The organism is Sphingomonas sp. (genome assembly GCF_019635455.1).
Taxonomy (GTDB): domain Bacteria; phylum Pseudomonadota; class Alphaproteobacteria; order Sphingomonadales; family Sphingomonadaceae; genus Sphingomonas.
Genome location: NZ_JAHBZJ010000011.1, coordinates 78226 through 102979 on the forward strand (window position 1 = coordinate 78226; position 24754 = coordinate 102979).

At 66.1% G+C, this 24754-nt stretch carries 29 protein-coding genes; 11 read left to right on the top strand and 18 right to left on the bottom strand.

Annotated features, from left to right (window positions below; all coding sequences use genetic code 11):
* Positions 1 to 67: 67 nt before the first annotated feature.
* The 4 genes from KF783_RS13540 (at position 68) to KF783_RS13555 (ending at position 4023) form a co-directional block, all read left to right on the top strand.
* Positions 68 to 772, top strand: coding sequence for a tetratricopeptide repeat protein (locus KF783_RS13540; protein WP_294080165.1), 705 nt, complete (start codon positions 68 to 70; stop codon positions 770 to 772).
* Positions 769 to 2094 (top strand): PQQ-like beta-propeller repeat protein, encoded by a 1326-nt coding sequence (locus KF783_RS13545; protein WP_294080167.1) that lies wholly within the window; start codon positions 769 to 771, stop codon positions 2092 to 2094. The genes KF783_RS13540 and KF783_RS13545 overlap by 4 nt, the downstream gene beginning before the upstream one ends.
* Before the next feature lie 26 nt (positions 2095 to 2120).
* Complete coding sequence (gene der / locus KF783_RS13550) at positions 2121 to 3479, top strand: ribosome biogenesis GTPase Der (protein ID WP_294080168.1); 1359 nt, start codon at positions 2121 to 2123, stop codon at positions 3477 to 3479.
* Between the two features lie 127 nt (positions 3480 to 3606).
* Positions 3607 to 4023, top strand: a complete 417-nt coding sequence (locus tag KF783_RS13555) for an Hpt domain-containing protein (protein WP_294080170.1) — start codon at positions 3607 to 3609, stop codon at positions 4021 to 4023.
* 16 nt (positions 4024 to 4039) lie between these two features.
* Here the strand turns inward: KF783_RS13555 and bfr are convergent, their stop codons facing one another.
* The 6 genes from bfr to KF783_RS13585 form a co-directional block, all read right to left on the bottom strand.
* Complete coding sequence (gene bfr, locus KF783_RS13560; RefSeq protein WP_294080171.1) at positions 4040 to 4522, bottom strand: bacterioferritin; 483 nt, start codon at positions 4520 to 4522, stop codon at positions 4040 to 4042.
* A gap of 101 nt (positions 4523 to 4623) precedes the next feature.
* The gene (locus KF783_RS13565; RefSeq protein WP_294080323.1) at positions 4624 to 4794 is read right to left on the bottom strand and encodes a (2Fe-2S)-binding protein; all 171 of its coding nucleotides are present in this window, start codon (positions 4792 to 4794) and stop codon (positions 4624 to 4626) included.
* A 55-nt stretch (positions 4795 to 4849) separates the two neighbouring features.
* Complete coding sequence (locus tag KF783_RS13570; protein WP_294080172.1) at positions 4850 to 6109, bottom strand: DUF418 domain-containing protein; 1260 nt, start codon at positions 6107 to 6109, stop codon at positions 4850 to 4852.
* Between the two features lie 12 nt (positions 6110 to 6121).
* Positions 6122 to 6556, bottom strand: coding sequence for a hypothetical protein (locus tag KF783_RS13575; RefSeq protein ID WP_294080174.1), 435 nt, complete (start codon positions 6554 to 6556; stop codon positions 6122 to 6124).
* Between the two features lie 31 nt (positions 6557 to 6587).
* A complete protein-coding gene (locus tag KF783_RS13580) occupies positions 6588 to 7172 on the bottom strand; it encodes a nitroreductase family protein (protein WP_294080325.1) in 585 nt (194 codons plus the stop codon).
* Positions 7173 to 7261: 89 nt separating this feature from the next.
* Positions 7262 to 7672: a hypothetical protein gene (locus tag KF783_RS13585; protein ID WP_294080176.1), complete on the bottom strand. Its 411-nt coding sequence runs from the start codon at positions 7670 to 7672 to the stop codon at positions 7262 to 7264.
* Positions 7673 to 7816: 144 nt separating this feature from the next.
* Here KF783_RS13585 and KF783_RS13590 point away from each other — a divergent pair, with 144 nt between their 5' ends.
* Positions 7817 to 8038 carry a hypothetical protein gene (locus tag KF783_RS13590; protein WP_294080178.1) on the top strand — a complete coding sequence of 74 codons (222 nt, stop codon included), beginning with the start codon at positions 7817 to 7819 and terminating at the stop codon, positions 8036 to 8038.
* Between the two features lie 82 nt (positions 8039 to 8120).
* Here the strand turns inward: KF783_RS13590 and purL are convergent, their stop codons facing one another.
* Positions 8121 to 10340 (bottom strand): phosphoribosylformylglycinamidine synthase subunit PurL, encoded by a 2220-nt coding sequence (gene purL / locus KF783_RS13595; RefSeq protein WP_294080327.1) that lies wholly within the window; start codon positions 10338 to 10340, stop codon positions 8121 to 8123.
* 80 nt (positions 10341 to 10420) lie between these two features.
* Here purL and KF783_RS13600 point away from each other — a divergent pair, with 80 nt between their 5' ends.
* Entirely contained in the window at positions 10421 to 11185 is a 765-nt protein-coding gene (locus KF783_RS13600) for a TonB family protein (RefSeq protein WP_294080179.1), read from the top strand.
* Here KF783_RS13600 and KF783_RS13605 read toward each other — a convergent pair.
* Positions 11182 to 12639 (bottom strand): phospholipase D-like domain-containing protein, encoded by a 1458-nt coding sequence (locus tag KF783_RS13605; RefSeq protein ID WP_294080330.1) that lies wholly within the window; start codon positions 12637 to 12639, stop codon positions 11182 to 11184. The genes KF783_RS13600 and KF783_RS13605 overlap by 4 nt on opposite strands.
* 78 nt (positions 12640 to 12717) lie before the next feature.
* On the opposite strand from KF783_RS13605, the gene KF783_RS13610 reads away from it, so the two are divergent.
* Positions 12718 to 13101 carry a PAS domain-containing protein gene (locus KF783_RS13610; protein WP_294080181.1) on the top strand — a complete coding sequence of 128 codons (384 nt, stop codon included), beginning with the start codon at positions 12718 to 12720 and terminating at the stop codon, positions 13099 to 13101.
* Here KF783_RS13610 and arsC read toward each other — a convergent pair.
* From arsC to aroQ, 5 genes are all read right to left on the bottom strand, one after another.
* A complete protein-coding gene (arsC, locus tag KF783_RS13615; RefSeq protein WP_294080183.1) occupies positions 13098 to 13433 on the bottom strand; it encodes an arsenate reductase (glutaredoxin) in 336 nt (111 codons plus the stop codon). The genes KF783_RS13610 and arsC overlap by 4 nt on opposite strands.
* Positions 13430 to 14086 carry a hypothetical protein gene (locus KF783_RS13620; protein ID WP_294080185.1) on the bottom strand — a complete coding sequence of 219 codons (657 nt, stop codon included), beginning with the start codon at positions 14084 to 14086 and terminating at the stop codon, positions 13430 to 13432. Before KF783_RS13620 ends, arsC begins: the two co-directional genes overlap by 4 nt.
* A gap of 37 nt (positions 14087 to 14123) precedes the next feature.
* Positions 14124 to 15485, bottom strand: coding sequence for an acetyl-CoA carboxylase biotin carboxylase subunit (accC, locus tag KF783_RS13625; protein ID WP_294080187.1), 1362 nt, complete (start codon positions 15483 to 15485; stop codon positions 14124 to 14126).
* 6 nt (positions 15486 to 15491) lie between these two features.
* Positions 15492 to 15977 (bottom strand): acetyl-CoA carboxylase biotin carboxyl carrier protein, encoded by a 486-nt coding sequence (gene accB / locus KF783_RS13630; RefSeq protein WP_294080189.1) that lies wholly within the window; start codon positions 15975 to 15977, stop codon positions 15492 to 15494.
* 65 nt (positions 15978 to 16042) lie between these two features.
* Positions 16043 to 16477: a type II 3-dehydroquinate dehydratase gene (gene aroQ / locus KF783_RS13635; RefSeq protein WP_294080190.1), complete on the bottom strand. Its 435-nt coding sequence runs from the start codon at positions 16475 to 16477 to the stop codon at positions 16043 to 16045.
* Between the two features lie 62 nt (positions 16478 to 16539).
* Here aroQ and thiS point away from each other — a divergent pair, with 62 nt between their 5' ends.
* Positions 16540 to 17550, top strand: a complete 1011-nt coding sequence (gene thiS, locus KF783_RS13640; protein ID WP_294080192.1) for a sulfur carrier protein ThiS — start codon at positions 16540 to 16542, stop codon at positions 17548 to 17550.
* Positions 17551 to 17553: 3 nt separating this feature from the next.
* On the opposite strand, the gene KF783_RS13645 is transcribed toward thiS, so the two are convergent.
* Positions 17554 to 18150 (bottom strand): class I SAM-dependent methyltransferase, encoded by a 597-nt coding sequence (locus KF783_RS13645; RefSeq protein ID WP_294080219.1) that lies wholly within the window; start codon positions 18148 to 18150, stop codon positions 17554 to 17556.
* Between the two features lie 91 nt (positions 18151 to 18241).
* Here KF783_RS13645 and KF783_RS13650 point away from each other — a divergent pair, with 91 nt between their 5' ends.
* Complete coding sequence (locus KF783_RS13650) at positions 18242 to 18412, top strand: CsbD family protein (protein ID WP_294080221.1); 171 nt, start codon at positions 18242 to 18244, stop codon at positions 18410 to 18412.
* A 174-nt stretch (positions 18413 to 18586) separates the two neighbouring features.
* Complete coding sequence (locus KF783_RS13655; protein ID WP_294080223.1) at positions 18587 to 18895, top strand: helix-turn-helix transcriptional regulator; 309 nt, start codon at positions 18587 to 18589, stop codon at positions 18893 to 18895.
* Between the two features lie 12 nt (positions 18896 to 18907).
* Here KF783_RS13655 and KF783_RS13660 read toward each other — a convergent pair whose 3' ends face one another.
* Positions 18908 to 20563, bottom strand: coding sequence for a thiamine pyrophosphate-dependent enzyme (locus KF783_RS13660; RefSeq protein ID WP_294080225.1), 1656 nt, complete (start codon positions 20561 to 20563; stop codon positions 18908 to 18910).
* 73 nt (positions 20564 to 20636) lie between these two features.
* Here KF783_RS13660 and KF783_RS13665 point away from each other — a divergent pair, with 73 nt between their 5' ends.
* Positions 20637 to 21056 carry a GFA family protein gene (locus tag KF783_RS13665; protein ID WP_294080227.1) on the top strand — a complete coding sequence of 140 codons (420 nt, stop codon included), beginning with the start codon at positions 20637 to 20639 and terminating at the stop codon, positions 21054 to 21056.
* Here the strand turns inward: KF783_RS13665 and KF783_RS13670 are convergent.
* Genes KF783_RS13670 through rimO form a run of 3 tightly spaced genes read right to left on the bottom strand, consistent with a single transcriptional unit; the run spans position 21044 to position 24725 of the window.
* Positions 21044 to 22432, bottom strand: coding sequence for a leucyl aminopeptidase family protein (locus KF783_RS13670; protein ID WP_294080229.1), 1389 nt, complete (start codon positions 22430 to 22432; stop codon positions 21044 to 21046). The genes KF783_RS13665 and KF783_RS13670 overlap by 13 nt on opposite strands.
* Before the next feature lie 45 nt (positions 22433 to 22477).
* Positions 22478 to 23392, bottom strand: coding sequence for a hypothetical protein (locus KF783_RS13675; protein WP_294080230.1), 915 nt, complete (start codon positions 23390 to 23392; stop codon positions 22478 to 22480).
* Positions 23385 to 24725 carry a 30S ribosomal protein S12 methylthiotransferase RimO gene (gene rimO / locus KF783_RS13680; protein ID WP_294080232.1) on the bottom strand — a complete coding sequence of 447 codons (1341 nt, stop codon included), beginning with the start codon at positions 24723 to 24725 and terminating at the stop codon, positions 23385 to 23387. Before rimO ends, KF783_RS13675 begins: the two co-directional genes overlap by 8 nt.
* Between the last annotated feature and the right edge of the window lie 29 nt (positions 24726 to 24754).

Here is a 24754-nt window from a genome sequence, read left to right on the forward strand (position 1 = left end):
TCGTTTCCCGTTTCTCGCGGCTAAGGTCCGCGCCCGTTCACCCCCGATTTCCTGATGGAGTTTCCCCTTGGCGTTGAGCCCTGAAAGCAACGAAGCGTTTCTGCGCGAGGTCGATGAGGAGCTGCGAAAGGATCAGGCGCTTCATATCTGGCAGCATTACGGGCGCTGGATCATCGCGGCGGTGGTCGCCGGTCTGATCGCCTTTGCCGGGGTCCTGTACTGGCAGAGCCATGGCGAGACGCGCCGGGGTGCCGAGGGTGACCAGTTCAAGGCCGCGTTCAAGGCGCTGGCCGACAACAAGCCGGATGAGGCGGAGGCCCCGCTAAAGGCGCTCGCGGCTTCCAGTTCCGACGGCTTCGCGGCGATGTCCCGCTTCACCCAGGCGGATATCCAGTTGCAGAAGAAGGACGTGAAGGGCGCGGTGGCGACGCTGGCCGGGATCGCCGCCGACGACAAGCTGCCACAGGAATTTCGCGATCTGGCGATCATTCGCCAGACCGCCGCAGAATATGATTCGCTCAAGCCCGATCAGATCATCACCCGGCTCAGCCCGCTGGCGGTAAAGGAGAATATCTGGTTCGGCAGCGCGGGCGAGATGATGGCGATCGCCTATCTGCAACAGGGCAAGCGTGCCGAGGCCGGCAAGCTGTTCGGGGAGATCGCCAAGGACGAAAAGGCACCCAGGTCGCTTCGTCAACGCGCGGTTCAGATGGCGGGCGTACTCGGGGTCGATGCGGTCGCCGACGAAGGTGAGGACAAGAAGGCAAAATGAACAAGTCGCTTCGAGTTACGGTCGCGATTGCGGCGCTTGCGGCGCTCAGCGCCTGTGGGGTCTTCAAGGGTGGCGGCGGCAAGAAGACGCCGACGCTGGGTGAACGCGTCCCGGTGCTGGCCGCGGAGATCGGGTTTTCGCCCGACAAGTCGATCGCCGACGTGGCGGTGGTCCTGCCGCCGGCGGCCGTGAACGAAAGCTGGAGCCAGCCGGGCGGCAATCCCGCCAAGTCGATGGGCAATCTGGCGCTGTCCGCCTCGCCATCGCGCGTCTGGTCGGCGAAGATCGCCGGCACGAACGGCCGGGTACGGCTCGCGGCGGCGCCGGTCGTCGCTGGTGGCGCGCTGTTCGTCATGGATACCGAGGCCACGGTGCATGCCTTCGACGCCGCGACCGGCGCGCGACGCTGGCAGGCCCAGACGTTCAAGGGCGAGGAGAATCGCAAGGCCAGCTTTGGCGGCGGCGTCAGCTTCGACGCTGGCAAACTCTATGCCACCAACGGCCTGGGCGAAGTCGTCGCGCTCGACGCGGCAACGGGCGCGGAGCAGTGGCGGGTGAAGCCGGGCGGACCGCTGCGTGGCGCGCCGACGATCGCCAACGGCAACGTCTATGTCGTGTCGCAGGACAACCAGCTGTTCGCGCTGGCGCAGGCCGACGGAAGCGTGGTGTGGACGCAACAGGGAACGCTCGAATCGCAGGGCGTGTTCGGTGTGGCGGCGCCTGCTGCGGCACAGGGGACGGTCGTTGCCGGCTTCTCGTCGGGTGAACTCAACGCCTATCGCTACGAAAATGGTCGTTCGCTGTGGTCGGACACGCTCTCGCGTTCGACGATCTCGACCTCGGTGTCGAGCCTTGCCGATATCGACGCCGATCCGGTGATCGATCAGGGCCGCGTCTATGCGGTCGGACAGGGCGGCCGTATGGCGGCGATCGAGTTGAACAGCGGCCAGCGCGTCTGGGAACAGAGCATCGCCGGCATTTCCACGCCCTGGGTCGCGGGCGAATGGCTGTTCGTCATGTCCGACGATTCGAAGCTGGTCGCGCTCGCGCGTGGCAGCGGCAAGATTCGCTGGATCGCGCAGCAACGCGCGTGGAAGAATGTGAAGAAGAAGAAAGGCCCGATCACCTGGGTCGGGCCGTTGCTCGCCGGCGACCGGCTGTGGATGGGCAATTCGCGCGGAGAACTGGTTGCTGCATCGCCCACGGACGGCGCGCCCGGCGCGACCATCAATGTCGGCGATTCGATCAGCCTGCCGCTCGTGGTGGCCAACAACATGCTCTACGTGCTCAGCGATAAGGGAGAGATCACCGCCTATCGCTGAGGCCGCGCTTGGGTTAGAGGGCGCGGATGCGTCCCACCGTTGCCATCATCGGCCGACCCAATGTCGGCAAGTCGACCCTGTTCAACCGCATGGTCGGCAAGCGTCTGGCGCTGGTCGATGACCAGCCCGGCGTGACGCGCGACCGGCGCGAGGGCGATGGCGAACTTCTCGGCATTGAGTTTCGCATCATCGACACCGCCGGGTTCGAGGATGAGGATCCGGCGAGCCTGCCGGGCCGGATGCGTGCGCAGACAGAAGCGGCGGTGCGCGAGGCGGATGTGGCGTTGTTCATGATCGACGCGCGCGCGGGCGTGACGCCGCTGGACGAAGAGGTCGCGCGCTGGCTGCGCAGTTCGGGAACGCCGATCGTGCTGCTCGCCAACAAGGCAGAGGGGCGCGCCGCCGAACCGGGTATCCATGAGGCGATGGCACTGGGACTGGGTGATCCGGTTCCGTTCTCCGCCGAGCATGGTGAGGGGATCGCCGACCTGTTCGAAGCGCTGCTACCCTATATCGACCGGACCGATGAGGGCGAGGGCGAGGATCCCGATGCGCCCGACGCGCCGCTCAAGCTGGCGGTCGTCGGCCGCCCCAATGCCGGAAAATCGACGCTCATCAACAAGCTGCTCGGTCAGGATCGGCTGATTACCGGGCCGGAGGCGGGGATTACCCGCGATTCGATCGCGGTCGAATGGCTGTGGGCGGATGCGGACGGCAACCAGCGTCCCGTGCGCCTGATCGACACCGCCGGCATGCGCAAGCGCGCCAAGGTTCAGGAGAAGCTGGAAAAGCTGTCGGTCGCGGACGCCTTGCGTGCCGTCGATTTCGCCGAGGTGGTGGTCCTGTTGCTCGACGCGACCAAGGGCCTGGAGGTTCAGGACCTCAAAATCGCCGACAAGGTGTTGCAGGAGGGCCGCGCGCTCGTCATCGCGCTCAACAAATGGGACGTGGCGGAAAACCAGTCGAGCCTGTTCAACGGCGTGAAGGGCGCGCTGGACGAGGGGCTGGCCCAGGTCAAGGGCGTGCCGCTGCTCACCGTTTCGGCGGCGACGGGGAAGGGGCTCGATACGCTGATCCGTGTCGCCTTCGAAACGCGGGACGCCTGGTCGCGGCGCGTATCGACGGGACAGCTCAACCGCTGGTTCGAACGCGCGCTGGAGGCCAATCCGCCGCCAGCGCCGGGGGGCAAGCGGATCAAGCCGCGCTATGTCACCCAGGCAAAGACGCGCCCGCCCAGTTTCATCCTGTTCGGCACCCGGGTCGATCTGCTCCCGGCAAGCTACCAGCGGTATCTGATCAACGGGCTGCGGCGCGAATTCGATTTTGGCGCGGTTCCGGTGCGATTGACGATGCGCCCGTCCCGCAACCCGTTCGATCGCGATTGACCAGGGGCTTTCGATCGATCCGGTAACCGGTTTCAATTCGGACCGGTTCGAAGCTGCGCGTCAACCAGACGTTTACGCCCTGCCCGATATGAAAGAGTGGAGCGAAATCGTACGGGACGCCTGACAAGTGACTGCAATCAACCGGGATCAACTGGTCGACTGGACGGCGTTCGCACAGGCGCGGTCGCAACTCGGCGCGAATTTTGTGCGCATTCTCGGCTATTTCCACGAGGATGGCGTGAAGTCCGTCGCGCAGATCGAAGAGGCAATGCGCGCCAACAATGCCGCCGCGCTGGTGCTGCCCGCCCATACGCTGAAGGGCGAATCGCACCAGTTCGGTGCCGAGCCGCTCGCCGATTGCGCCGCCGCGATCGAGATGATCGGACGTTCCTGCGTGGAAAATCGCGATAGCCCGAGTGAGGCGCTCAAGCATGTCGTGCAGCTTCGCCCCCTGTTCGAGGCAACACTGTCGATTCTCGAGCGCGAGGCGAATCCTCTGGTCGAGCGCCGATCGTCGGGCGGCTTTGGACGCCGCGCCGTCTGACCGGCGGGCGCGGGGCCTACTCGCCCTCTTCCGGCCTTGAGTTCAGCTGGATGTAATTCTGGATTCCCATGCGTTCGATCATCTCGAACTGGGTTTCCAGCGTATCGACATGTTCCTCCTCGCTGTCGAGGATTCGGCGGAACAGGTCGCGGCTGACATAGTCGCGCACCTTCTCGCAATGCTCGATCGCATCCTTGAGGACCGCGACCGCCTCATATTCGAGATCGAGATCGGCCTTGAGCACTTCTTCGACCGTCTCGCCGATGCGCAGGCGACCAAGCAGCTGGAAGTTGGGGAGGCCGTCGAGGAACAGGATCCGCTCCGACAGCCAATCCGCATGCTTCATCTCGTCGATCGATTCATGACGCTCGAATTCGGCGAGCTTCTTCACGCCCCAATGGTCGAGCATGCGATAGTGGAGCCAATATTGGTTGATCGCGGTCAGCTCACCCTTGAGCACCTCGTTCAGATAATCGATGACCTTGGGGTCGCCCTTCATGCCGCCGTCCTCATTCTGTGGTTCAGGGCATCCTAGCCGCAGAAGGTCCGTTGCGACAGGGGCAAGCCGGTGAGATACGCCATCCTGATCGATGTGCCGCGTCAGGCTGCGGTGCGTTCCGCCTCGATGATGGCGCGTGCGAACGGGACGCATTGACCGCATTTCGCCTGATGCCCCAGCGCGCGATACGCCTGACAGGCGCTCATCGCCCCGTCACGCGCCGCTCCCCGAACATCCTTTTCGCGAATCGCATTGCAGACGCAGACGACCATCGGCACCCTCTCGTTCCACAGCATAGTTAGGGTGAATGAGAGTGATTCGCAACAGTTATTGCGAGGCATTCGCGATTTTGCGTGCCGGGATCGATCGCCGCAATTGCTGGGCCGCGCCGCGCGAAAGACTGCGCCACGCCCATTCGAGCGGCCCGTACGCGAAGCGGTCGAGCCACGGCTTCGACCACAGCAGCATCGCGCACCAGATGGCGATCACGACCGGATAGAGTTGCGCCCGGGTCAGTGCGCCGTACCAGCCAAATCCATAGCCGTAGAACAGCATCGTGCAGACCACGCTCGTCAGCAGATAGTTGCTGAACGCCATGCGCCCCGCTGCGGCGAGCCGACCTGTCAAACCGCCGCCCGGGCGCATCGCCAGCAGGATGAGGCTTGCCCAGCCCAGGATCATGACCGGCCGGATCGGGACGGCCAGTGTCCAGGCGGCGAGTGTTACGGAGAACAGGTCGAAGCCGCGCGACACCATATATGCCGCCAGTAGCGTATAGACCGCGACGCCCAGGCCCAGCCCGATGATCGCCCAGCGGCGGTATCTGTCGGGCGTCCAGTTCCCCGCCAACATGCCGCTTTTCCACGCCGCCATGCCGAGCAGCATATAGGCCAGCGTTTCATAGCCATATTGGAGGACGCCGTGCAGTGGCGTGAGACTGCTCATGGCGAAGGCGTCGCGGGCGATGGCGATCCAGTCCGCACGGTGCGCGGCGATATCGGCGGCGAGCCATGGCTGCGGCGGTTGTCCGAACCCTGTATCGAGTTCGCGCAACAGAGCGACTGCCTCGGGCCTGGTCGGGGCCGCTTGCGCCTGCGCCACCCCGAGCGGGATCAGGGCGGACGCCAGAAGTTGCACCAGCAACAACATGGCGGCGAGCGTGATGAGGCTGCGCACGTCCATCCGGCGGCAGAAAAAGGCGATCATGCCGACAAGCGCGTAGTGCGACAGGATATCGCCCCACCAGATCAGCCACAAATGCAGCAGCCCGAAGACGAGGAGCCAGGTCATCCGCGCGAAATGGACTTTGGCCGGACTATCCCCCCTTGCCGCGGCCCGCTCGGTCACGAGCAGGAGAGACGCGCCGAAGAGTAGTGAGAACAGGCCGCGCATCTTGCCGTCGAACAATATGAAATTGACGAGATAGACGGCGAGGTCGAGGCCCGTCGCGCCGCCATATGCCGTTGGGTTGAAATAGGCCGGAAGCGGCATCGAAAAGGCGACGATGTTGAGCAGCAGGATACCCATCACCGCAACGCCGCGGACGACATCGAGCGAGAGGAAGCGATCGGGTGCGGTGGAGGCCATCGTTTTTTCCACCTAGCGGCGCGCGGCATAGGCGATCGGGATGCCGACAAGCACGATGTGACAGAAGAGCTGAGTCGCCGCGCCGACAAGGCTGGGCGTGGTGCCGAAGCGGAGCGGCACGACGACCCAGTTCATCGCGATCCAGGTGAGCGCGCCGTAGATCACGCCCCAGAGCAGCGGCTGAGACTTGAGCCGGGCCATGCGGTCGGCGGCGACGATGTAGAGCGCGGCCATGATCGCCATCAGCGCGAAATGCACCGCGAGGCCGAGCGCCGCACCGGCCGTACCCCAGTGCTTCGCGTCGGGAAACGGCCCGGAGGCGACGTAGCGAAGCATTGCGTCGATCTTTCGACCGTAGATCAGCGTCAGCACGATTGCGGCGAGGATGTCGAGCGTGCCGGCGATCGCGGTCGCGGTCAGGACACGGCGCGTGGTCGAGTTTGTCATCGGAAGGCCCCCTTCCTGCTCCCCCGCTTTGCTACAGCCAGGACGCGATCTGATCGAGCGACTTCTTGCGGAGCGCGTGTTCGGGGATCGTCGCGTCGGAGGCGGCGTGGCCGGCGGCGACGATCATCAGCGGCCTTTCGGTGCCGGGGCGTGCGCACACCGCGTTCAGGAACTTCATGGGATTGGGGGTGTGCGTCAGCGTTGCGATTCCCGCCCGATGCAGCGCGGCGAGAAGCAAGCCGGTGGCGATGCCGACGCTTTCGGTCACATAATAATTCTGAAAGTCGTCGCCCGGCTCCAGCCCGCCGCGCCGCTGTCCAAAGATGACGATCAGCCATGGCACGGTTTCGAGATAGCTCTTGTCGGCATCGGTGCCGAGCGGGGCGAGCGCGCGCAGCCATTCGGCACCCGCCTTGCCGGAATAGAATTCGCGTTCCTCCTGTTCGGCGCCCTCCCGGATACGGCGCTTTGCCTCGACGCTTGAAACGACGGCGAAATGCCATGGCTGATGATTGGCGCCGCTGGGCGCGGTACCGGCCGCGCGAATCGCCCATTCGATGATCGCGCGCGGCACCGGCGCATCGGAAAAGGCGCGGCAGGAGCGGCGCGTGGCCATGCGCTCGTAGAAGTCGCGCGCTGCGTCGATGCGATCACCGTCGCTGGCGGCGGGATAGGGGCGCCAGGCGACGGTCGGGGCTTCGGTGGTCACGACGCGCGCGATTCCTTGCAAACCATGAGCTTCAGGCCCGACCACAGATCATCGATCGCGCATGCCTTCACATCGGACAGGCCCAGGGGCAGCGCGACGTCCCGCACCGCGTCCGCCGTAACGTCGCTTTCGGCAGGTGCGGCGTTTGCGGGCCAGGAAACCCAGATAAAGCCGGTGGGTGCGATCAACTGGCGAAGTGCCTTCAACTCACGCATCAGCTCTTCGCGGTGCTGGACGAACAGGTGCGCCGCGTCGATTCCAGTGCTTGGCGCGGCCAGCACCTCCAGCCCGGAGCTATCGATTCGCGCCGCGTCCCGGACGGTATCCGGCATGCCCAGGATAAAGACCCGCATGCCCGGTTTCAGGTCCAGTTCGCCGCACAGGGGCGGATTCGTGTCGCCGGTCATCAGTTTAATCCTTTTCGGATGCATTCTTCCGTCCCGATCATGGTCGCAAGTGTCGGCAAAACTTGCAACTTGCGGGTATCCGGGGCTTGCATAAAATCCGGTTCTGGCGTTTGCTGTGCGCTGCACAACCACAGGGAGGTGTAAATGAAGAAGGCAATCAAGATGCTTGCCGTTGCGCCGATGCTGTTCGCCAGCGCGGCAATCGCGTCGCCGGCGTCCTCGCTGAGCCTCGCGAATGCGCCGGTTCGTGCGTCGTCCGATGCGGGCGACAGCAACGAAGCGAACGGCTCGATCGCGACGTTCGTGATCGTGTTCGGCGTCATCGCCGGCGTGGTCGCGGGTGTCGGCGCCTCGACGTCGCCGTAGTTCGGGCAATCGACGAAGACAAACGGGCGGGACCGAAAGGTCTCGCCCGTTTTTCGTTGTCACGGAACCGGCCCGACGCCGATCAGGCGGCCACGTCGTCCGTCCCCATAAGCGCCGGGAAAAATCCCTCATGCGCATCGCGTAGCGTCGCGAGCGTGACGCTCCAGTCGCCTTCGTCCAGTTCAAAGATCAGGCGATCGCGAATGGTTCTGCCCATCGGATCGGCCGGGACATCGCGTTGCGCCGCCGCAGTGAGGAATTCGGTCAGCGCCTCGTCCGGTACGGTCACGATGTACAGCCCCTGATCCTCGCCGAAGAAGCTGCCGGCGACGCCGAACGGCTGAGCCTGATCGATCATCGCGCCGATGCCGCTGGCGAGCGCCATTTCGGCGAGGGTGACGGCGACGCCGCCATCCGACACGTCATGGACCGCGTTGACCAGTCCGCGGGAGATCATGTCGCGGACGAAGTCGCCGGTGCGCCGCTCCGCCTTGAGATCGACGGGCGGCGGCGGGCCTTCCTCGCGGCCATGGACTTCACGCAGCCAGAGCGACTGGCCAAGATGTCCCATGCGCTCGCCCACGGCGATGATCGCGTCGCCGGTCGCCTTGAAGGCGATGGTCATCGATTTCGACCAGTCGGCGAGGATGCCGACGCCGCCGATCGCGGGCGTGGGCAGGATCGCCGAACCGCCGCCGGTCGCCTTCGATTCGTTGTAGAGGCTGACGTTGCCGGACACGATCGGGAAGTCGAGCGCGCGGCACGCGTCGCCCATTCCGTCCAGACAGCCGACGATCTGGCCCATGATCTCCGGCCGCTGCGGATTGGCGAAGTTGAGGCAGTTGGTCACCGCAAGCGGGGTCGCGCCAACGCTGGTCAGGTTGCGCCACGCCTCCGCGATCGCCTGTTTGCCGCCCTCGACCGGGTCGGCGAAGCAATAGCGCGGGGTGCAGTCGGTGGTGATCGCCAGCGCCTTTTCGGTGCCATGGACGCGGACGACAGCGGCGTCGCCGCCGGGGCGCTGGACGGTGTCGGCGCCGACCATATGGTCATATTGTTCCCAGATCCATCGGCGCGAGGCGATGTCGGGCGAGCCGATCAGCGTGACGAGGTCGGCGGTGATGTCGGTCGATTCCGGTTCATCGGACAAATCCGCGGGCTTCGGGGTCGGCACATGCGGGCGATCATAGAGCGGGGCTTCGTCCGCCAGCGGCGCGAGCGGAATATCGGCGACGGTTTCGCCCTTCCACTTGAGCACCATGCGGCCGGTATCCGTGACCGTGCCGATGACCGCGAAGTCGAGCTCCCATTTGCGGAAGATCGCCTCCGCCTCGGCCTCACGACCGGGCTTGAGCACCATCAGCATGCGCTCCTGGCTTTCCGAGAGCATCATTTCATAGGGCGTCATGCCGGTTTCGCGCTGGGGGACGTTGTCCATCACCAGTTCGATGCCGACGCCGCCCTTGCTCGCCATTTCGACGCTGGAGGAGGTGAGGCCGGCGGCGCCCATGTCCTGGATCGCGACGATCGCGTCCGATGCCATGAGTTCGAGGCACGCCTCGATCAGCAGCTTTTCGGTGAACGGATCGCCGACCTGGACGGTCGGGCGCTTTTCGTCGCTGTTCTCGTCGAAGTCGGCGCTGGCCATCGTCGCGCCGTGGATGCCGTCGCGGCCGGTCTTGGAGCCGACATAGACCACCGGATTGCCGATGCCGGCGGCGGCGGAATAGAAAATCTTGTCGGTCTGGGCGACGCCCACGGTCATCGCGTTGACCAGGATGTTGCCGTCATAGGCGGTGTGGAAATTGACCTCGCCACCGACGGTCGGAACCCCGACGCAATTGCCATAGCCGCCGATGCCGTGGACCACGCCGGCGATCAGGTGCTTCATCTTCGGATGGTCGGGCCGGCCAAAGCGCAGCGCGTTCATGTTGGCGATCGGCCGCGCACCCATCGTGAACACATCGCGCAGGATGCCGCCAACGCCGGTCGCCGCGCCCTGATAGGGTTCGATATAGGATGGGTGGTTGTGGCTCTCCATCTTGAAGATCGCCGCCTGCCCGTCGCCGATGTCGATCACGCCGGCATTCTCGCCGGGGCCACAGATCACCCATGGCGCCTGTGTCGGCAGTTTTTTGAGGTGGATGCGGCTCGACTTGTAGCTGCAATGCTCGGACCACATGACCGAAAAGATGCCGAGTTCGGTCAGATTGGGGTCGCGCCCCAGCGCATGCAGCACCCGCGCATATTCCTCAGGCGACAGGCCGTGTTCGGCGACGATCTCGGGCGTGATTTCGGTCATGAGCGCGCGCATAGCCGGGGCGGGGCCGTTCGTCACCCCGCGCAAGCACCGGTTCAGGGGGTTTGTGCGTTAATGGCGGCATGAGTTCCGCGTTCATGACCCCGCGCGAGCGGATCGGCGGCAGTCTGGCCGCTCTGGCAGCGACGGCGGCGCTGTTCGCGGCGCTGCTGTTCGGGCTGGCGGTGCGCGACCGCATCGCCGCCGACCCCGAATCGATGGCGACGTTCGACGTGGTGCCGCCGCCGGTTCCGCCAAGAGAGCGGACGGTGCGGATGAAGCAACGCGATACCCGGCCATCGGGCGCGGCCGCCCCCCCGAACCTGACCTCCCGCGCGACCGAGATCGAGGCGCCCAAGCCGGTCGTCCCCGTCCCCGTGCCACCGCCCCCGGTCACCGTCGCCGAGAAGGCGGCGGACGGCGTTCAGGCGACGAGCGGCGCGGCAAAGATTGCCGGCCCCGGCACCGGTGCGGGCGGCATCGGCGACGGCCGGGGCGGCGGGGGCGACGGAAATGGCGACGGGGCAGGGGATCGCGATGAAATCCCGCCGGTGCAGATTCGCGGCCGCCTGTATGATTCGGACTATCCGGACATTCTCGCCGATCAGGGGCTGGGAGGGCGGGTGACGGTGCTGTTCGTCGTCGGCACCGACGGGCGCGTCGGCGAGTGCAACATCGTCCGCTCCAGCGGCTTTGCGGAGGTGGATGCGCTGACCTGCACCCTCATCCGGAAGCGCTATCGCTACCGCCCGTCGCTCGATGCGCAGCGGCGGCCGATCCCGGCATTGATCCGCGAGAATCACGAGTGGGTGTTCGAACGCCTGCCGCCCGAGGAACGCCGGCGCTAGCGGCGAAAGTGGCGGAGGAGGCCGCCACGCGCGATCGCCTCGAACACCGGCTCGTCACCTGAATCGAGGATCTGGTTCTCGGCCAGCCATTTCTCGACGGCGACAAGATCGGGGGTGCGATATGGCCGAAGCGTGCGGCCCGAGGTCCGCAGCGATTCGATTCCGGCGATCAGGGATCCGCGTTCGGCGATGGCGGTGGCGACCCGTCGGGTATCCGTCCCCAGATGTTCGGCGATCAGGCTGTCGCGGATTTCCGCGATATGCCGCGCCGTGTCGTCGTCTCCGGCGGCAAGAGCGACATCGCACTCGGTATCCAGCCCCAGCGAGCGATTGTTGAGATTTGACGATCCCACCCGCAGCACGCGGTCGTCGATCACCAGAACCTTGGCATGAACATAGATCGGATCGCCCGCAGCCGTCACCGGATGATAGATGCGCAGCCGATTGCGCGGATCGCGCTGCTTCAGCGCCTGAAACAGGCGTGCGCGCGCACTGTCCATCGCCTCCTGTTCCAGCCAGCCATCGGCCTGGGCGGGATTGATGATGACGAATTCCGGGCCGTCCGGTTCGGCCAGGCGCTTCGCGATCGCTTCGGCGATGCGGCGGGAGGCGAAATACTGGCTCTCCGCATAGACGAACTTGCGGGCCTGCGCGATCAGGTCGAGGTACAGCGCCTCGATCTCTTCGATCGGATCGCCGTCGGGCATTTGCGGCTGCGTCCGGGCGATCGCGACGCGCTGATCGCTGAAGCTGGCGGTCAGGCAGTCGGGCCAGCACTGGTGATCGATCCGGGGAGCCGCCACCGGCCCTCCGCCGGCACGGCGCCAGCGATCGCGGCACAGCTCGCCCAATGCGCGCGCCGCCGGTCCTTCGATCGCGGTCGTGGCGTCGTGCCACGGCATATAGGCACAGCCATCGGGATCCACGCGCCCTGTCTGATCGTCGCCATGCGCGCGTGTGTCCCAGCGCGACAGGGTCATGTCGATGCCACCGCAAAAGGCCAGGCAATCGTCGATCACGACGATCTTCTGATGATGCGACGCGCCCGCCGGATGGGTGCTGTCGAGCTTGAGATGCACCTGCCGGTTCGCGGTGCGCCAGCGCAGCAGCGTACGCAGCGTCTTGCCCCGAAACGCCGATTTGAGCGCGCCGATATCCCAGCGCAGGATATGCACGTGCAGATCGGGATTGCGCCGCGTCAGCCAAGAGATGAAATCCCCCACCTCGCGCGGGGCGTCGGGATGGTCGGGCGGATCGTCATGCGTCAACAGGATGCGTGCGTCGAAATCCCATCCGATCAGCAGGATCTGGTGCCTGGCCCGCAGCATCGCCTGTCGCGCGGCACGAAAATAGGCGTCGGCATCCACGATGACCGAAAGGCGCGATGCGGTCTCGACCCGCCAGCAATTGCGTCCCGGCTCAAAGATCAGCGTATCGCGCGTGCGGTCCTGCATGGCGCGGGGATAGCGCTCCGCGCCGGCAAGGTCACCCATGGTAACGATGCGTTGGTGCTTTCCGCATTAGAGCAAAGCATGGCGCGTGCATTGAACGGACCGGAAGAGTTGATGCCGCTTCAGGCATCATGGCAATGTGACCTCAGCGACGACCAGCTGCGATGGAGCGCGGGCGTCTATCACCTGTTCGGCCTCCCGATCGGCGCACCGGTGTCGAGAGATGAGATCGTCGCGATGTACCTGCCCGAATCGCGCGCCGAGCTCGACCGGCTGCGCAGCGCCGCGATCGCGGGGTCGGGCAGCTTCACCTTCGAGGCGCAGATCCGGCGCACCGACGGCGAACTTCGCTGGCTCCGCCTTACCGCCGATGTCGCGACCGAGAATGGCAGCCCGCGATGGCTGTACGGAACCAAGCTGGACGTGACCGACGAAATGGCCGCACGCCGGCCGACCGCAACCTAGAGGATCTCGCGGATCGTTTCCGGCGGCCTGCCCAGCCGTACGCCCTTATCGGTTTCGACCAGCGGTCGCTCGATCAGGATCGGGTCCGCCGCCATCGCATCCAGAATGGCGTCGTCATCGGCGTCCTTGAGCGCCTTCGCGCCGTCCTCTCCCTTGCGCAGGCCGTCGCGTGGGGACATTCCCGCCTTCGCATAAAGCCGCGCGAGTTCGGCCCGCCCGGGCGGGGACTTGAGATATTCGATCACCGTCACGTCCGCTCCGGCGTCGTTCAACAGCGCCAGCGCCTCGCGCGATTTCGAACAGCGCGGATTGTGGTAGATCGTCGCCTTCATGCCTTCGCCTCTCTCGTCCTGCCGGTCCACCATGCCAGGGTGGCAAGCAGCCCATAGGCCAGCAGCGCGGAGAGGGGAATGGCGGGGGTCGCCGCCTCGGGCGGGGGACCGAACCAGTTGACCGCCTGAACCACGACCATCGCCAGGGTGAGGATCGCCAGGGACAGACGGCCATGGCGCCGCGGGCGCGTCCGCCCCGCGTAGAACAGAAGCGCGCCCGCGACGAGCAGCGTTTCGAGCGGCATTTCGATCGCCGGATGATCCCACAGGCCCAGACCCCAGGCAGGCGGGGACCCGGCGAGCGTCAGATCGGGGCGGTGGACCAGCAGGTCGAGCGGCCAGTGCGACACCACCACCAACGCGCCGATCGCCGCCATCCGCCAGTTCCGAACCGCCAGCCACAGCGTCGCGGCAAACAGCACCGCCCAGCCGCACGTACCCGCAAGGCTGTGGGTCCAGGGCATGTCATAGAGGTCCATGGGATTCATGGCGGTGATGCCCGGCACGATCCGCAGATGTTCGACCCCCGCCAGCATCAGGCCGAAAAAGGCGAGATCGACGAATTGGGCAGCGACGAACAGGGTGCCGAGCCGGGGGGAAGGGCGGCCGGTCGCCGCGACGGCGAGCGCTGGCGCATAATGGCCGACGAACATCGTTGCCCCCTTGCTCCGCCGCCCCGCTGATCGATCGCTAGGCGTCGTCCTGCGTCGCCAGCCATTCCTCCAGCCACTTGATCGTATATTCGCCGGCCTGGAACTCGGGAACGTCGAGCAGCGCCTGGTGCAGCGGGATCGTCGTCTTCATCCCGCCGCCCTCGATCACGAATTCCTCCAGCGCGCGGCGGAGGCGGCGGAGCGCGCCCTGACGGGTGGTGCCGAACACGATCAGCTTGGCGATCATGCTGTCATAATAAGGCGGCACCTTATAGCCCGAATACAGGCCGCTATCGACGCGCACGTTCATGCCGCCGGGGGCATGATATTGATCGACGCGACCGGGTGAGGGCGCGAAGGTGCGGGGATCCTCGGCATTGATGCGGCATTCGATCGCATGGCCGCGGAAATGCACGTCCTCCTGCCGCAGCGTCAGCGGATGCCCTTCGGCGATGCGGATCTGTTCGCGGACCAGGTCCAGACCGGTGATCGCCTCGGTCACCGGATGCTCGACCTGAAGCCGGGTGTTCATCTCGATGAAGTAGAATTCGCCATTTTCCCACAGGAATTCGATCGTTCCCGCGCCGCGATAGCCCATATCGGCCATCGCCCTGGCACAGATGCCGCCGATCCGGTCGCGCTCTTCGGTCGACAGGACGGGGGAGGGGGCTTCTTCGAGCACCTTCTGATGCCGGCGCTGGAGCGAGCAGTCGCGTTCACCCAGATGGATGGCGTTGCCGTTGCCGTCACCGAACACCTGGATTTCGATGTGGCGCGGATTGCCGAGATATTTTTCGAGATAGACGGTCGCGTCGCCGAACGCGGCCTTCGCCTCGCTGCCCGCCTGCTGCATCAGGCTCTCGAACTGGTCGGGGTCGGTGCAGACTTTCATGCCGCGCCCGCCGCCGCCCGATGCCGCCTTGATGATGACCGGATAGCCGATCTCTGCTGCCAGCTTCTTGGCAGCCTCGACATCGCTGATCGCGCCGTCCGATCCCGGGACGAGCGGGAGGCCGAGCGCGCCGGCGGTGCGCTTCGCCTCCACCTTGTCGCCCATCACCCGGATATGTTCGGGCTTCGGACCGACGAAAATGAGGTTATGCAGCTCGACGATTTCGGCGAACTTCGCGTTTTCGCTGAGGAAGCCGTAGCCGGGATGGATCGCATCCGCGCCGCTGATCTCGGCGGCGGAGATGATGTTCGGGATGTTGAGATAGCTGTCGGCGGCGGCGGGCGGACCGATACAGATCGCCTCATCGGCCAGCCGTACATGCATGGCGTCGGCATCGGCCGTCGAATGGACCGCGACGGTCTTGATCCCCATCTCGTGACAGGCGCGATGGATGCGCAGCGCGATCTCACCGCGATTGGCGATCAGGAGCTTCTTGATCTCGGCCAAGGCGTGTTACTCGACCACGATCAACGGCTGGTCGAACTCGACCGGCTGGCCGTTCTCGACCAGGATCGCCTTGATCGTGCCGCCGTGCGGCGCCGCGATCGGGTTCATCACCTTCATCGCCTCGACGATCAGCAGCGTATCGCCCGCCTTCACCTGCTGGCCGACGGCGGAGAAGGGCTTCGCACCCGGCTCGGCGGCGAGATAGGCGGTGCCGACCATCGGCGACTTCACCGCATTTTCGTGGCTCGGCGTGATCGACGCGGGGTCCGACGGCATCGCTGCCGGAGCGGCGGCAGGCGCGGGTGCAGCCATGGCCGGCGGCGCGGCATAGGCGACCGGCGCGGGCGCGGCGCTGACCTTGCGCGCGACGCGGACCTTGCGGTCGCCATCCTCGACCTCGATCTCGGTGAGGTTGGTGTCGTCAAGCACCGTGGCGAGCTGGCGAACCAGCTCGATGTCCACATGCATGCCCTTCTTATGTTCTTCGCTCATGCGACCTCGAATAATCTGGCTGCGCGCCCGTAACGGGGCGGACGCGCCGGAAAACGCGCCCTGTGTCAGAGTCGCGCCGCTGCTTCAAGCGCAAGCAGGTAAGAAAGCGCGCCGAACCCAGCGATGGTTCCTTTAGCCGCCTGCCCGACATAGCTCAAATGCCGGAATTCCTCCCGCGCGTGCGGGTTGGACAGATGTACCTCGATCACCGGCGTCCGGATCGAGCGGATACAGTCGTACAGCGCCACGCTGGTGTGGGTGAACGCGCCGGCGTTGAGCAGCACCGCCTTTGCCCCGCGCGCCTGGGCCTCGTGCATCCAATCGACCAGATGCCCCTCGTGATTGGACTGGCGCATATCGATCGTCAGATCGAGTTCGCGCGCCCGGTCCTCAAGCTGTCCGGCAATGTCGTCCAGCGTATCGGACCCGTAAATCTCCGGCTCGCGCGTGCCGAGCAGGTTCAGGTTGGGGCCGTTCAGCACATAGATCGTATCGGTCAAGGCGAACTCCGTTTGAGCGTTGCGCCGTAATCCCTATATCGCGGCCGAGCGAAAGGACCAGCATGCAGACTCATCCCGACGGCACCGTTTCCATCATCGTGAATGGCGAGCATCGCCGGGTCGCCGGTGGAATAACCCTCGCCGATCTTGCGCGTGAACTGGGTCTGGTGCCGGAAAAGGTCGCGGTCGAGCGCAATCTGGAGGTCGTGCCGCGCTCGACGCTGGCCGATGTGCGGATCGAGGACGGCGACGAGATCGAGATCGTGCATTTCGTCGGCGGCGGGGATCATGCCGGGGCGGTCACCGACGACAGCTGGAGCGTCGCGGGCAGGACGTTCCGCTCGCGCCTGATCGTCGGCACCGGCAAGTACAAGGATTTCGAGCAGAACGCCGCCGCGGTCGAGGCGTCGGGCGCGGAAATCGTCACCGTGGCGGTACGGCGGGTGAATGTCAGCGATCCGAACGCGCCGATGCTGACCGACTATATCGACCCGAAGAAGATCACCTACCTGCCCAATACCGCCGGATGCTTCGACGCGGAGAGCGCGATCCGCACGCTGCGGCTGGCACGCGAGGCCGGGGGGTGGGATCTGGTCAAGCTGGAGGTGCTGGGCGAGGCGAAGACGCTGTACCCCGACATGGTCGAAACGCTGCGCGCGACCGAGGTTCTGGCCAAAGAGGGCTTCAAGCCGATGGTTTACTGCGTGGACGATCCGATCGCCGCCCGGCGGCTGGAGGATGCAGGTGCCGTCGCGATCATGCCGCTGGGCGCGCCGATCGGCTCTGGCCTCGGCATCCAGAATCTGGTGACGATCCGCCTGATCGTCGAGGGTGCGAAGGTGCCGGTGCTGGTCGATGCCGGCGTCGGAACCGCTTCCGATGCGGCGGTCGCGATGGAGCTTGGCTGTGACGGCGTGCTGATGAACACCGCCATTGCCGAGGCGAAGGACCCGGTGGCGATGGCGCGGGCGATGCGCCTGGCGGTGGAGGCGGGGCGCCTCGCCTATCTCGCCGGCCGCATGGGCAAGCGCCGCTACGCCGATCCGTCCAGCCCGCTGGCCGGCCTCATCTGACCGTCAGACGCGCCCGACCAGCCAGACGCTGGTTCCCCCGCATGTCGTGTCCTCCGCGACATGGGCGAGTTCGGCGAGTCCGCATTGCGCGAACAGCGCGCGACAGGTTGCGGGCGTCAGGTCGGCGTGAAAAATGTCTTCGTCCGCTGCCGGTTCGAGCTGGTGGATCAGCCCCCTGCCGGTGTTGAACAGCGCGACGCCGCCGCGCCGCAGCCACTGCGCCATGCGGATGACGAGTTGTCGCTGCGTCTCCTCGCGCAGATGCGACAGGCTGTCCCAGGCGACGATCCCGTCATAGCTGCCCGGTTCCGCGGCCAGGGTTCCGATGTCGGCCTCCATCCACGTTTGTCTTGGAAAGCGGGTGCGGGCGAGCTGGATCATGGCGGGGGCGATATCGACACCGGTCAGGCGGTAGCCCCGATCGATGAGGTAGCGCGCCACCGGCTCGCCACCTCCGCAGCCCAGATCGAGCAAATGTCCGCCCCGGGGGATCGATCGCATGAACCGGTCAAACCAGGCGCGCTCCGGAAAATCGCGCCGGCGCGCCGCGTCGAATGCGGGCGCATATCGATGGTAGAGATCGCCTATCCGACCGGGCATGCGGTTCGGCGCCTAAATCGCGCGCGATGGCTCGGAACTCCCGGACCTATCATCGGTTTAACTTTCAAACGCCAATCCGAAGGAGCACATCATGGGTGAACTGGTCGACAAGGTCAAAGGCAACGTCAACGAAGCCATCGGCAAGGTCAAGCAGCAGAGCGACGATGCCGAAACGCGCGCGGAAGGCGAGCGTCAGGAAGCCAAGGGCAAGGTCCAGCAGCTGGGCGGCAAGATCAAGGGCGCGCTTGGCGACGACATCTGACCGCCTCCCTCATTCTCTCTAGCCACTATTCGGGCCGTTTTCTGCGGGAAACGGCCCGTTTTCGTAGGCGAGCCGAGTCGACTCGCGGATCGAGGCGAGTCATTGTCGCGGCTCGGGCCGGGATGATTCGCCGGCGCAGTCAGCCAGCCGGGGGGCTCGACGCCGATGAATGCAATGACGGACCAGCCTGTTCTTCCCTTTGCGCGCGATGACTGGCGCGTCGAACCGCGTGGCAGTATCGGCCACGTGCTCGCCGATGCGCGTCGTCGCCGGGACATGTCGATCGAGCAGGTCGCGGCGCAGACGCGGGTTCCGGTCCGCTATCTCCACGCGATCGAGGACGAACGGTTCGACGTGATCCCCGGCCTTATCTACCTCAAGGGCTTCGTGAAGGCGTTTGCCCGCGCGGTCGGACTGTGCGAGCGCTGGGCGGTCCAGGCGATCGTCGCGGCGATGGGCGAGAGGCAGCGCGCCGCCATCTGACCCGGCGCCTGACTAACGATTGCGGATCGCGTTGATCGTCGTTCCGGCGGTAATGAACTCCACATCGGTCTTCAGGTGGAGCAGGCGGACCCCGCGGTGTTCCAGCGCGCGATCGAGCGCCGGGCCGAAGTCCTCGCTCGCCTCGACGGTTTCGGACCAGCAGCCATAGGCGCGGGCGAGCGCGGCGAAATCGGGATTTTTCAGCGTGGTGCCGGACAATCGGGTGGGAAATTCACGCTCCTGGTGCATCCGGATCGTGCCATAGGCGCCATTGTCGATCACGAGCACCAGCATCTGGGCGTCGTGCTGAACCGCAGTCGCAAGTTCCTGCCCGTTCATCATGAAGTCGCCGTCGCCCGCCAGCGCGATCGCCAGCCGGTCGGGCGCGCGCAAGGCCGCGGCCACGGCGGCGGGGACGCCATAGCCCATCGCCCCGGCGGTGGGCGCAAGCTGCGACGGCTGTTCGCCATAGTGCCAATATCGGTGCCACCAGCCCGAAAAATTTCCCGCGCCGTTGCAGATGATCGCATCGTCCGGCGCGATCCGCTCCCGCATCGCCGCGACGCACAGGCCCAGGTCGAGCTTCACGCCCGCGCGTGGGCGGGGCGTCGACCAGTCGCGCCATTCGGCGTTCGCGTTTCGCCCGTCCTCGCGCGGCGGTCCGGGAGGCGCGGCGCGGGTCAGCATGTCCGCAAAGTCATAGACGTCGGCCACGACCGGGATATCGACGCGATAGACGCGGTTCATCTCGCCCGGGTCCGGATGGACATGGATGAGCGTCTGGCCGGGATGATCGGGCGTGACGAGCGTATATCCGTCAGTCGTCGCCTCGCCCAGCCGGGCGCCGACCACCAGCAGCAGATCCGCCGCCTTGATCCGCTCGACCAGCTTAGGATTGGGGCCATAGCCAAGATTGCCCGCCCAGACCGGCGAGTTGTTCGGCACCGCATCCTGCCGTCGAAACGCCGCCGCGACCGGGATGCCCCAGCGGCGGGCGAACACGTCGAACGCGATTCCGGTCGCGCGATCCCATCCCGCGCCGCCGACGATCGCCACCGGCCGCTCGGCCTGATGGACCTGGTCGAGCATCAGGGTGAAATCGTCCGGATCGAGCGCGGCATAGTTGCTGGCCAATGCGGGTCGGTCCACCGCCTCGACCTGGTCCAGCAACATGTCTTCCGGCAATGCGATGACCACCGGACCTGGGCGACCCGTCGTCGCGACATTCCACGCCCGCGCGACATATTCGGGAATGCGACGCGCATCCTCGATCCGGGTCGCCCATTTTGCGAGCGGCGCGAACATCGCGGGGAAATCGACCTCCTGAAACCCTTCACGGTCGCGCATCGCGCGATCGACATCGCCGATGAACAGCAGCATCGGCTGGGAATCCTGCATCGCCACATGGACGCCGATGCTGGCATTCGTCGCGCCCGGGCCGCGCGTGACGAAGCACACGCCCGGCCGGCCGGTCATCGCCGCGTCGGCGCAGGCCATGAACGCCGCGCCACCTTCCTGCCGACAGGTGACCAGATCGACCTGCGGCGTGTCGTGCAGGGCGTCCAGGACCGCGAGAAAGCTCTCGCCGGGAACATGGAAAATGCGATCGCATCCCTGCGCGATCAGATTATCGACCAGGACCCGGCCGCCATTGCGTTGCGTCGTCATCTCATCCGTGTAGCGTGTACGGCCGGAAAAGGGAGAGGGTGATGTCCGCCGTGCATTCTGGTCGATCCCCGTCGTGACGCGCACCGCCACCTGTCGTTGCGGCGCGGTGGCCGCCGCCTGTTCGGGCGATCCGATCCGGGTGTCGGTCTGTCACTGTCATGACTGCCAGCGCCGATCGGGGAGCGCGTTTGCCGCGCAGGTGCGGTTCCCGGCGTCCCAGGTCGCGATCACGGGCGCGCTTTCGACCTACAGCGTCGTCGGCGACAGCGGGGACTGTGCGACGTTCCGATTCTGTCCGGTCTGCGGCGGGACCATCGCCTATGCGGTGCGGAGCATGCCCGATATCGTCGCGATCCCGCTGGGCGCCTTTGCCGATCGCGATGCCTTTCCGCCGCCCGAATATTCGGTGTACGAAAACCGGAAACATCACTGGGTCAGCGTCGATGCGCCGTGCCTGGATCCGGACGACGATCCGGAGGATCAGACGCCGTAGCGCGTTTTCAGCATCGCCCATGTGGCGCGCAGGCTCATCGCGTCGCCGCCCTTGGGCCTGCCGGGCTTTGCCGCCGGGCGCCATGCGAACAGGTCGAAATGCGCCCAGGCGATCCCCTTTGGGACGAAGCGGCGCAGGAACAGCGCGGCGGTGATCGGGCCGGCAAAGGGGCCATCGGCCGCATTGACCAGATCCGCGATGTCCGATTTCAGCATCTCGTCATAGCCGTCCCACAGCGGCAGCCGCCACAGCGGGTCCTTTTGCGCGATGCCGGCGTCGAGCAGGTCGTCGGCCAACCGGTCGTCATTGGCGAACAACGCCGGCAGTTCCGGCCCCAGCGCGACCCGCGCCGCACCGGTCAGCGTCGCGAAGTCGAGGATCATGTCGGGCTTGCCCTCCACCGCCTTCGTCAGCGCGTCGCCCAGGATCAGGCGACCCTCCGCATCGGTATTCGTGTTCTCGACCGTCAGCCCCTTGCGGGTCATGAGGACGTCGCCGGGGCGAAACGCATTGCCCGCCACCGCATTCTCGACCGCCGGCACCAGCAGGTGCAGCCGCACCGGCAGGCGTTGCGCCATCACCACGCCGGCGAGCGCCAGCGCATGCGCCGCGCCGCCCATATCCTTCTTCATCAGCCGCATGCCGGCGCCGGGCTTGATATCCAGCCCGCCGGTATCGAAACACACGCCCTTGCCGACGATGGCGAGGCGGGGGTGCGCGGGATCCCCCCATTCAAGCTCGATCAGCCGCGGCTCCCGGCCGCGCGCGGCGGCCATGCCGACGGCGTGGATCATCGGATAGCCCTGTTCGAGCGGATCGCCGCGGGTGACGGTCAGCGTGGCGTCATGCGCCTTGGCGAGCGACGCGGCCTCCGCCTCCAGATCCGCCGGCCCCATGTCGGAGGCGGGCGTGTTCACCAGGTCGCGCACCCTGAACGTCGCGGCGGCGAGGCGAAGCGTCTCGTCGATGCGCCCCGGTTCGCCGGTCAGCAGGACGCGCGGCCCCTCCGCCTTCTCATCCTTGCGATAGCGGTCGAAGCGGTACTGGCCGAGTACCCAGCCGAGCATTGCCGCGCCCGGTTCTCCATTGGCCAGGCGATAGGTCCCCGCCGGCAATTGTTCGCCCAGCGACGCGATCCGAAAGGGCGACGCTTCGCCTTCGTCGCAGACCAGCAGCATCGACCAGTCGTCCGCGCCATCGCCCGGCAGGACGGCGCGATTGCCGGCCTTTCCGGTCACCTTGGCCGCCGCGACCGCGGTGCGGACGCGCGGTGGCTGGGCGTTCAGCCACGTGGTCCAGTCATCGGGGTGGACGACATGGATCGGACGGGCGGGCTGGCCGCGATCGGGCTGGAGCAGCGGGGAGAGGTCGGTCATCGCGGCGGATGTAGCGAGCCGGAGCGCCCACCGCTAGTTCAGACCCTATGGCGCGACGCAGCGTTCCATCGCGCGGTCGATCATCGCGACCAGCCGGTTGCGGCTTTCGCGAAGCCCGGCAGGCGACAGACCGCGCTCCTGGGTCTCGAAATTCACATAGTCGAGGCCGTGGAGCAGCGCATAGTTGGACAGCGAGCCGTCGCTGACGCTCACCCGTTCGAACACGACGTTGAAATCCGCCAGCGCCAGCGCCTTGCCGCACCAGGCCGAATAGGGCGATCGCCCCGACCGATAGGTGACATAGGCGAGGCTGTCGTCGTCGTCGAACGGCCACGCCCGACCCTGGGAGGCGCGCGGCTGCATCACGTCATCGCAAAAGCGGATCGAGACGGTGCCGCTGCCGGGTCGATCCGTGCGGTTGCAGCGTGAGTCGCTGGTGTCGAAGCCGGGGGCATTGGTGTGCAGGGCGATGATCGGGTGGGCGCCCCCGGCATAATCGGCGAGCACGGTGCGCGCATAGGTGGGATAGCCGTCGCGAAAATTGCGGTTGGGGTCGATCGGTCGCCCGCGATCGACCGCGCCGTTGCGGCGACGGCCGTCATCGGCCAGCCCGGAATCGACCGCGATGACGACTCCGCCATAGGCCCTGACCCCGACCAGCGCCGCCTCGAACCCGGCATTTTCATTGTCATGGGGGACGAACCAGAGCGGGCCGCGCGGCTTTTTCACATTCGCGATACGCCACAGCCGCCATGCCCCGCGTTCCTCGCGAAACTCGATGCTGGTGACGCTAAGGCCCCGCCATTCGGCGGGATCGCGATGGCGGGCGAAATCGTCGTCCTGCACCGTCAGCGGATCGACCGGGGTCGATCGCACGCCCGCCGGCATCTGCATCGCGCCGAGGCCAAACCAGAGCGCGGCGAGGGCGGCCGGCGCGACGCGGCGGACCCGATCAGGCAAGCGGTACGCCGTAAAGATCGTGGTCGTCGGCGTCCTCGATCTCGACGCGGACGATGTCGCCCTGGTTCAGGTGGCCGGCGTCGCGCAGAAAGACGGTGCCGTCGATTTCGGGCGCATCGGCCTGGCTGCGGGCATTGGCGCCGTCGCCTTCGACCTCATCGACGATCACGTCGAGCGTGCGGCCGATCTTCGCCTGAAGCTTGGCGGCGCTGATCGCGGCGGTCTTTTCCATGATCCGGGCATAGCGCTCTTCCTTCACCGCTTCCGGGACGGCCCCGGGCAGGTCGTTGGCGGCCGCGCCCTCGACCGGTTCGAAGCGGAAGGCGCCGACACGGTCCAGCTGCGCCTCGTCCAGCCAGTCGAGCAGATACTGGAAATCATCCTCCGTCTCGCCGGGAAAGCCGACGACGAAGGTCGAGCGGATCGCGATGTCGGGGCAGATATCGCGCCAGCCGCGCAGACGCTCCAGCACCTTCGCCTCGTTCGCCGGGCGGCGCATCGTACGCAGCACCGAGGGGCTGGCATGCTGAAACGGGATGTCGAGATAGGGAAGCACCAGCCCCTCGGCCATCAGCGGGATGACCTGATCGACATGGGGGTAGGGATAGACATAATGGAGCCGCACCCAGCCGCCGGCCTGTCCCGCGATCTTGCCCAGCTCGCGAGCGAGGTCGGTCATGTGCGGGACGACTTCCTGTCCCTTCCACATCCGCGGTTCCTTGCGGATATCGACGCCATAGGCCGAGGTGTCCTGGCTGATGACCAGCAACTCCCGCGTCCCGGCCTCGATCAGCTTTTCCGCCTCGCGCAGGATCGCGTCCGGGCGACGGCTGACCAGGTCGCCGCGCAGCGCCGGGATGATGCAGAAGGCGCAGCGGTGATTGCAGCCCTCGCTGATCTTCAGATAGCTGTAGTGGCGCGGGGTGAGCTTGAGGCCGCTGTCGGGGACCAGGTTGAGGAATGCGTTGGGCGGCATCGGCGCGGCGTCGTGGACGGCGCCGACCACTTCCTCATATTGATGCGCACCTGTCACCGCCAACACATTGGGAAAGCGGGCGCGAATGACCTCCGCCTCCTTGCCCATGCAGCCGGTGACGATGACGCGGCCATTTTCCGCAATCGCCTCGCCGATCGCTTCCAGGCTCTCTTCCTTGGCGCTGTCGAGGAAGCCGCAGGTGTTGACGAGCACCACGTCCGCGCCGGCATAGTCCGCCGACATGGCGTAGCCGTCGGAACGGAGCTTGGTCAGGATACGCTCGGAGTCGACCAGATTCTTGGGACAGCCGAGCGATACCATGCCCACTTTGGGGGCCTCTGGGAGTCGCGTTGCCATGATTGCGCGGCGACATAGGGATTTCTGGG

What these genes read in the sequence shown, in the direction of transcription:
- KF783_RS13545 (WP_294080167.1), top strand. Translation starts at nt 769, where the DNA reads ATGAACAAGTCGCTTCGAGTTACGGTCGCGATTGCGGCGCTTGCGGCG.
- der (WP_294080168.1), top strand. Translation starts at nt 2,121, where the DNA reads ATGCGTCCCACCGTTGCCATCATCGGCCGACCCAATGTCGGCAAGTCG.
- bfr (WP_294080171.1), bottom strand. Translation starts at nt 4,522, where the DNA reads ATGAAGGGCGACCCCAAGGTCATCGATTATCTGAACGAGGTGCTCAAG.
- KF783_RS13565 (WP_294080323.1), bottom strand. Translation starts at nt 4,794, where the DNA reads ATGGTCGTCTGCGTCTGCAATGCGATTCGCGAAAAGGATGTTCGGGGA.
- KF783_RS13570 (WP_294080172.1), bottom strand. Translation starts at nt 6,109, where the DNA reads ATGGCCTCCACCGCACCCGATCGCTTCCTCTCGCTCGATGTCGTCCGC.
- KF783_RS13575 (WP_294080174.1), bottom strand. Translation starts at nt 6,556, where the DNA reads ATGACAAACTCGACCACGCGCCGTGTCCTGACCGCGACCGCGATCGCC.
- KF783_RS13580 (WP_294080325.1), bottom strand. Translation starts at nt 7,172, where the DNA reads ATGGCCACGCGCCGCTCCTGCCGCGCCTTTTCCGATGCGCCGGTGCCG.
- KF783_RS13585 (WP_294080176.1), bottom strand. Translation starts at nt 7,672, where the DNA reads ATGACCGGCGACACGAATCCGCCCCTGTGCGGCGAACTGGACCTGAAA.
- KF783_RS13590 (WP_294080178.1), top strand. Translation starts at nt 7,817, where the DNA reads ATGAAGAAGGCAATCAAGATGCTTGCCGTTGCGCCGATGCTGTTCGCC.
- purL (WP_294080327.1), bottom strand. Translation starts at nt 10,340, where the DNA reads ATGACCGAAATCACGCCCGAGATCGTCGCCGAACACGGCCTGTCGCCT.
- KF783_RS13600 (WP_294080179.1), top strand. Translation starts at nt 10,421, where the DNA reads ATGAGTTCCGCGTTCATGACCCCGCGCGAGCGGATCGGCGGCAGTCTG.
- KF783_RS13605 (WP_294080330.1), bottom strand. Translation starts at nt 12,639, where the DNA reads ATGCAGGACCGCACGCGCGATACGCTGATCTTTGAGCCGGGACGCAAT.
- KF783_RS13610 (WP_294080181.1), top strand. Translation starts at nt 12,718, where the DNA reads ATGGCGCGTGCATTGAACGGACCGGAAGAGTTGATGCCGCTTCAGGCA.
- arsC (WP_294080183.1), bottom strand. Translation starts at nt 13,433, where the DNA reads ATGAAGGCGACGATCTACCACAATCCGCGCTGTTCGAAATCGCGCGAG.
- KF783_RS13620 (WP_294080185.1), bottom strand. Translation starts at nt 14,086, where the DNA reads ATGTTCGTCGGCCATTATGCGCCAGCGCTCGCCGTCGCGGCGACCGGC.
- accB (WP_294080189.1), bottom strand. Translation starts at nt 15,977, where the DNA reads ATGAGCGAAGAACATAAGAAGGGCATGCATGTGGACATCGAGCTGGTT.
- thiS (WP_294080192.1), top strand. Translation starts at nt 16,540, where the DNA reads ATGCAGACTCATCCCGACGGCACCGTTTCCATCATCGTGAATGGCGAG.
- KF783_RS13645 (WP_294080219.1), bottom strand. Translation starts at nt 18,150, where the DNA reads ATGCCCGGTCGGATAGGCGATCTCTACCATCGATATGCGCCCGCATTC.
- KF783_RS13650 (WP_294080221.1), top strand. Translation starts at nt 18,242, where the DNA reads ATGGGTGAACTGGTCGACAAGGTCAAAGGCAACGTCAACGAAGCCATC.
- KF783_RS13655 (WP_294080223.1), top strand. Translation starts at nt 18,587, where the DNA reads ATGACGGACCAGCCTGTTCTTCCCTTTGCGCGCGATGACTGGCGCGTC.
- KF783_RS13660 (WP_294080225.1), bottom strand. Translation starts at nt 20,563, where the DNA reads ATGACGACGCAACGCAATGGCGGCCGGGTCCTGGTCGATAATCTGATC.
- KF783_RS13670 (WP_294080229.1), bottom strand. Translation starts at nt 22,432, where the DNA reads ATGACCGACCTCTCCCCGCTGCTCCAGCCCGATCGCGGCCAGCCCGCC.
- rimO (WP_294080232.1), bottom strand. Translation starts at nt 24,725, where the DNA reads ATGGCAACGCGACTCCCAGAGGCCCCCAAAGTGGGCATGGTATCGCTC.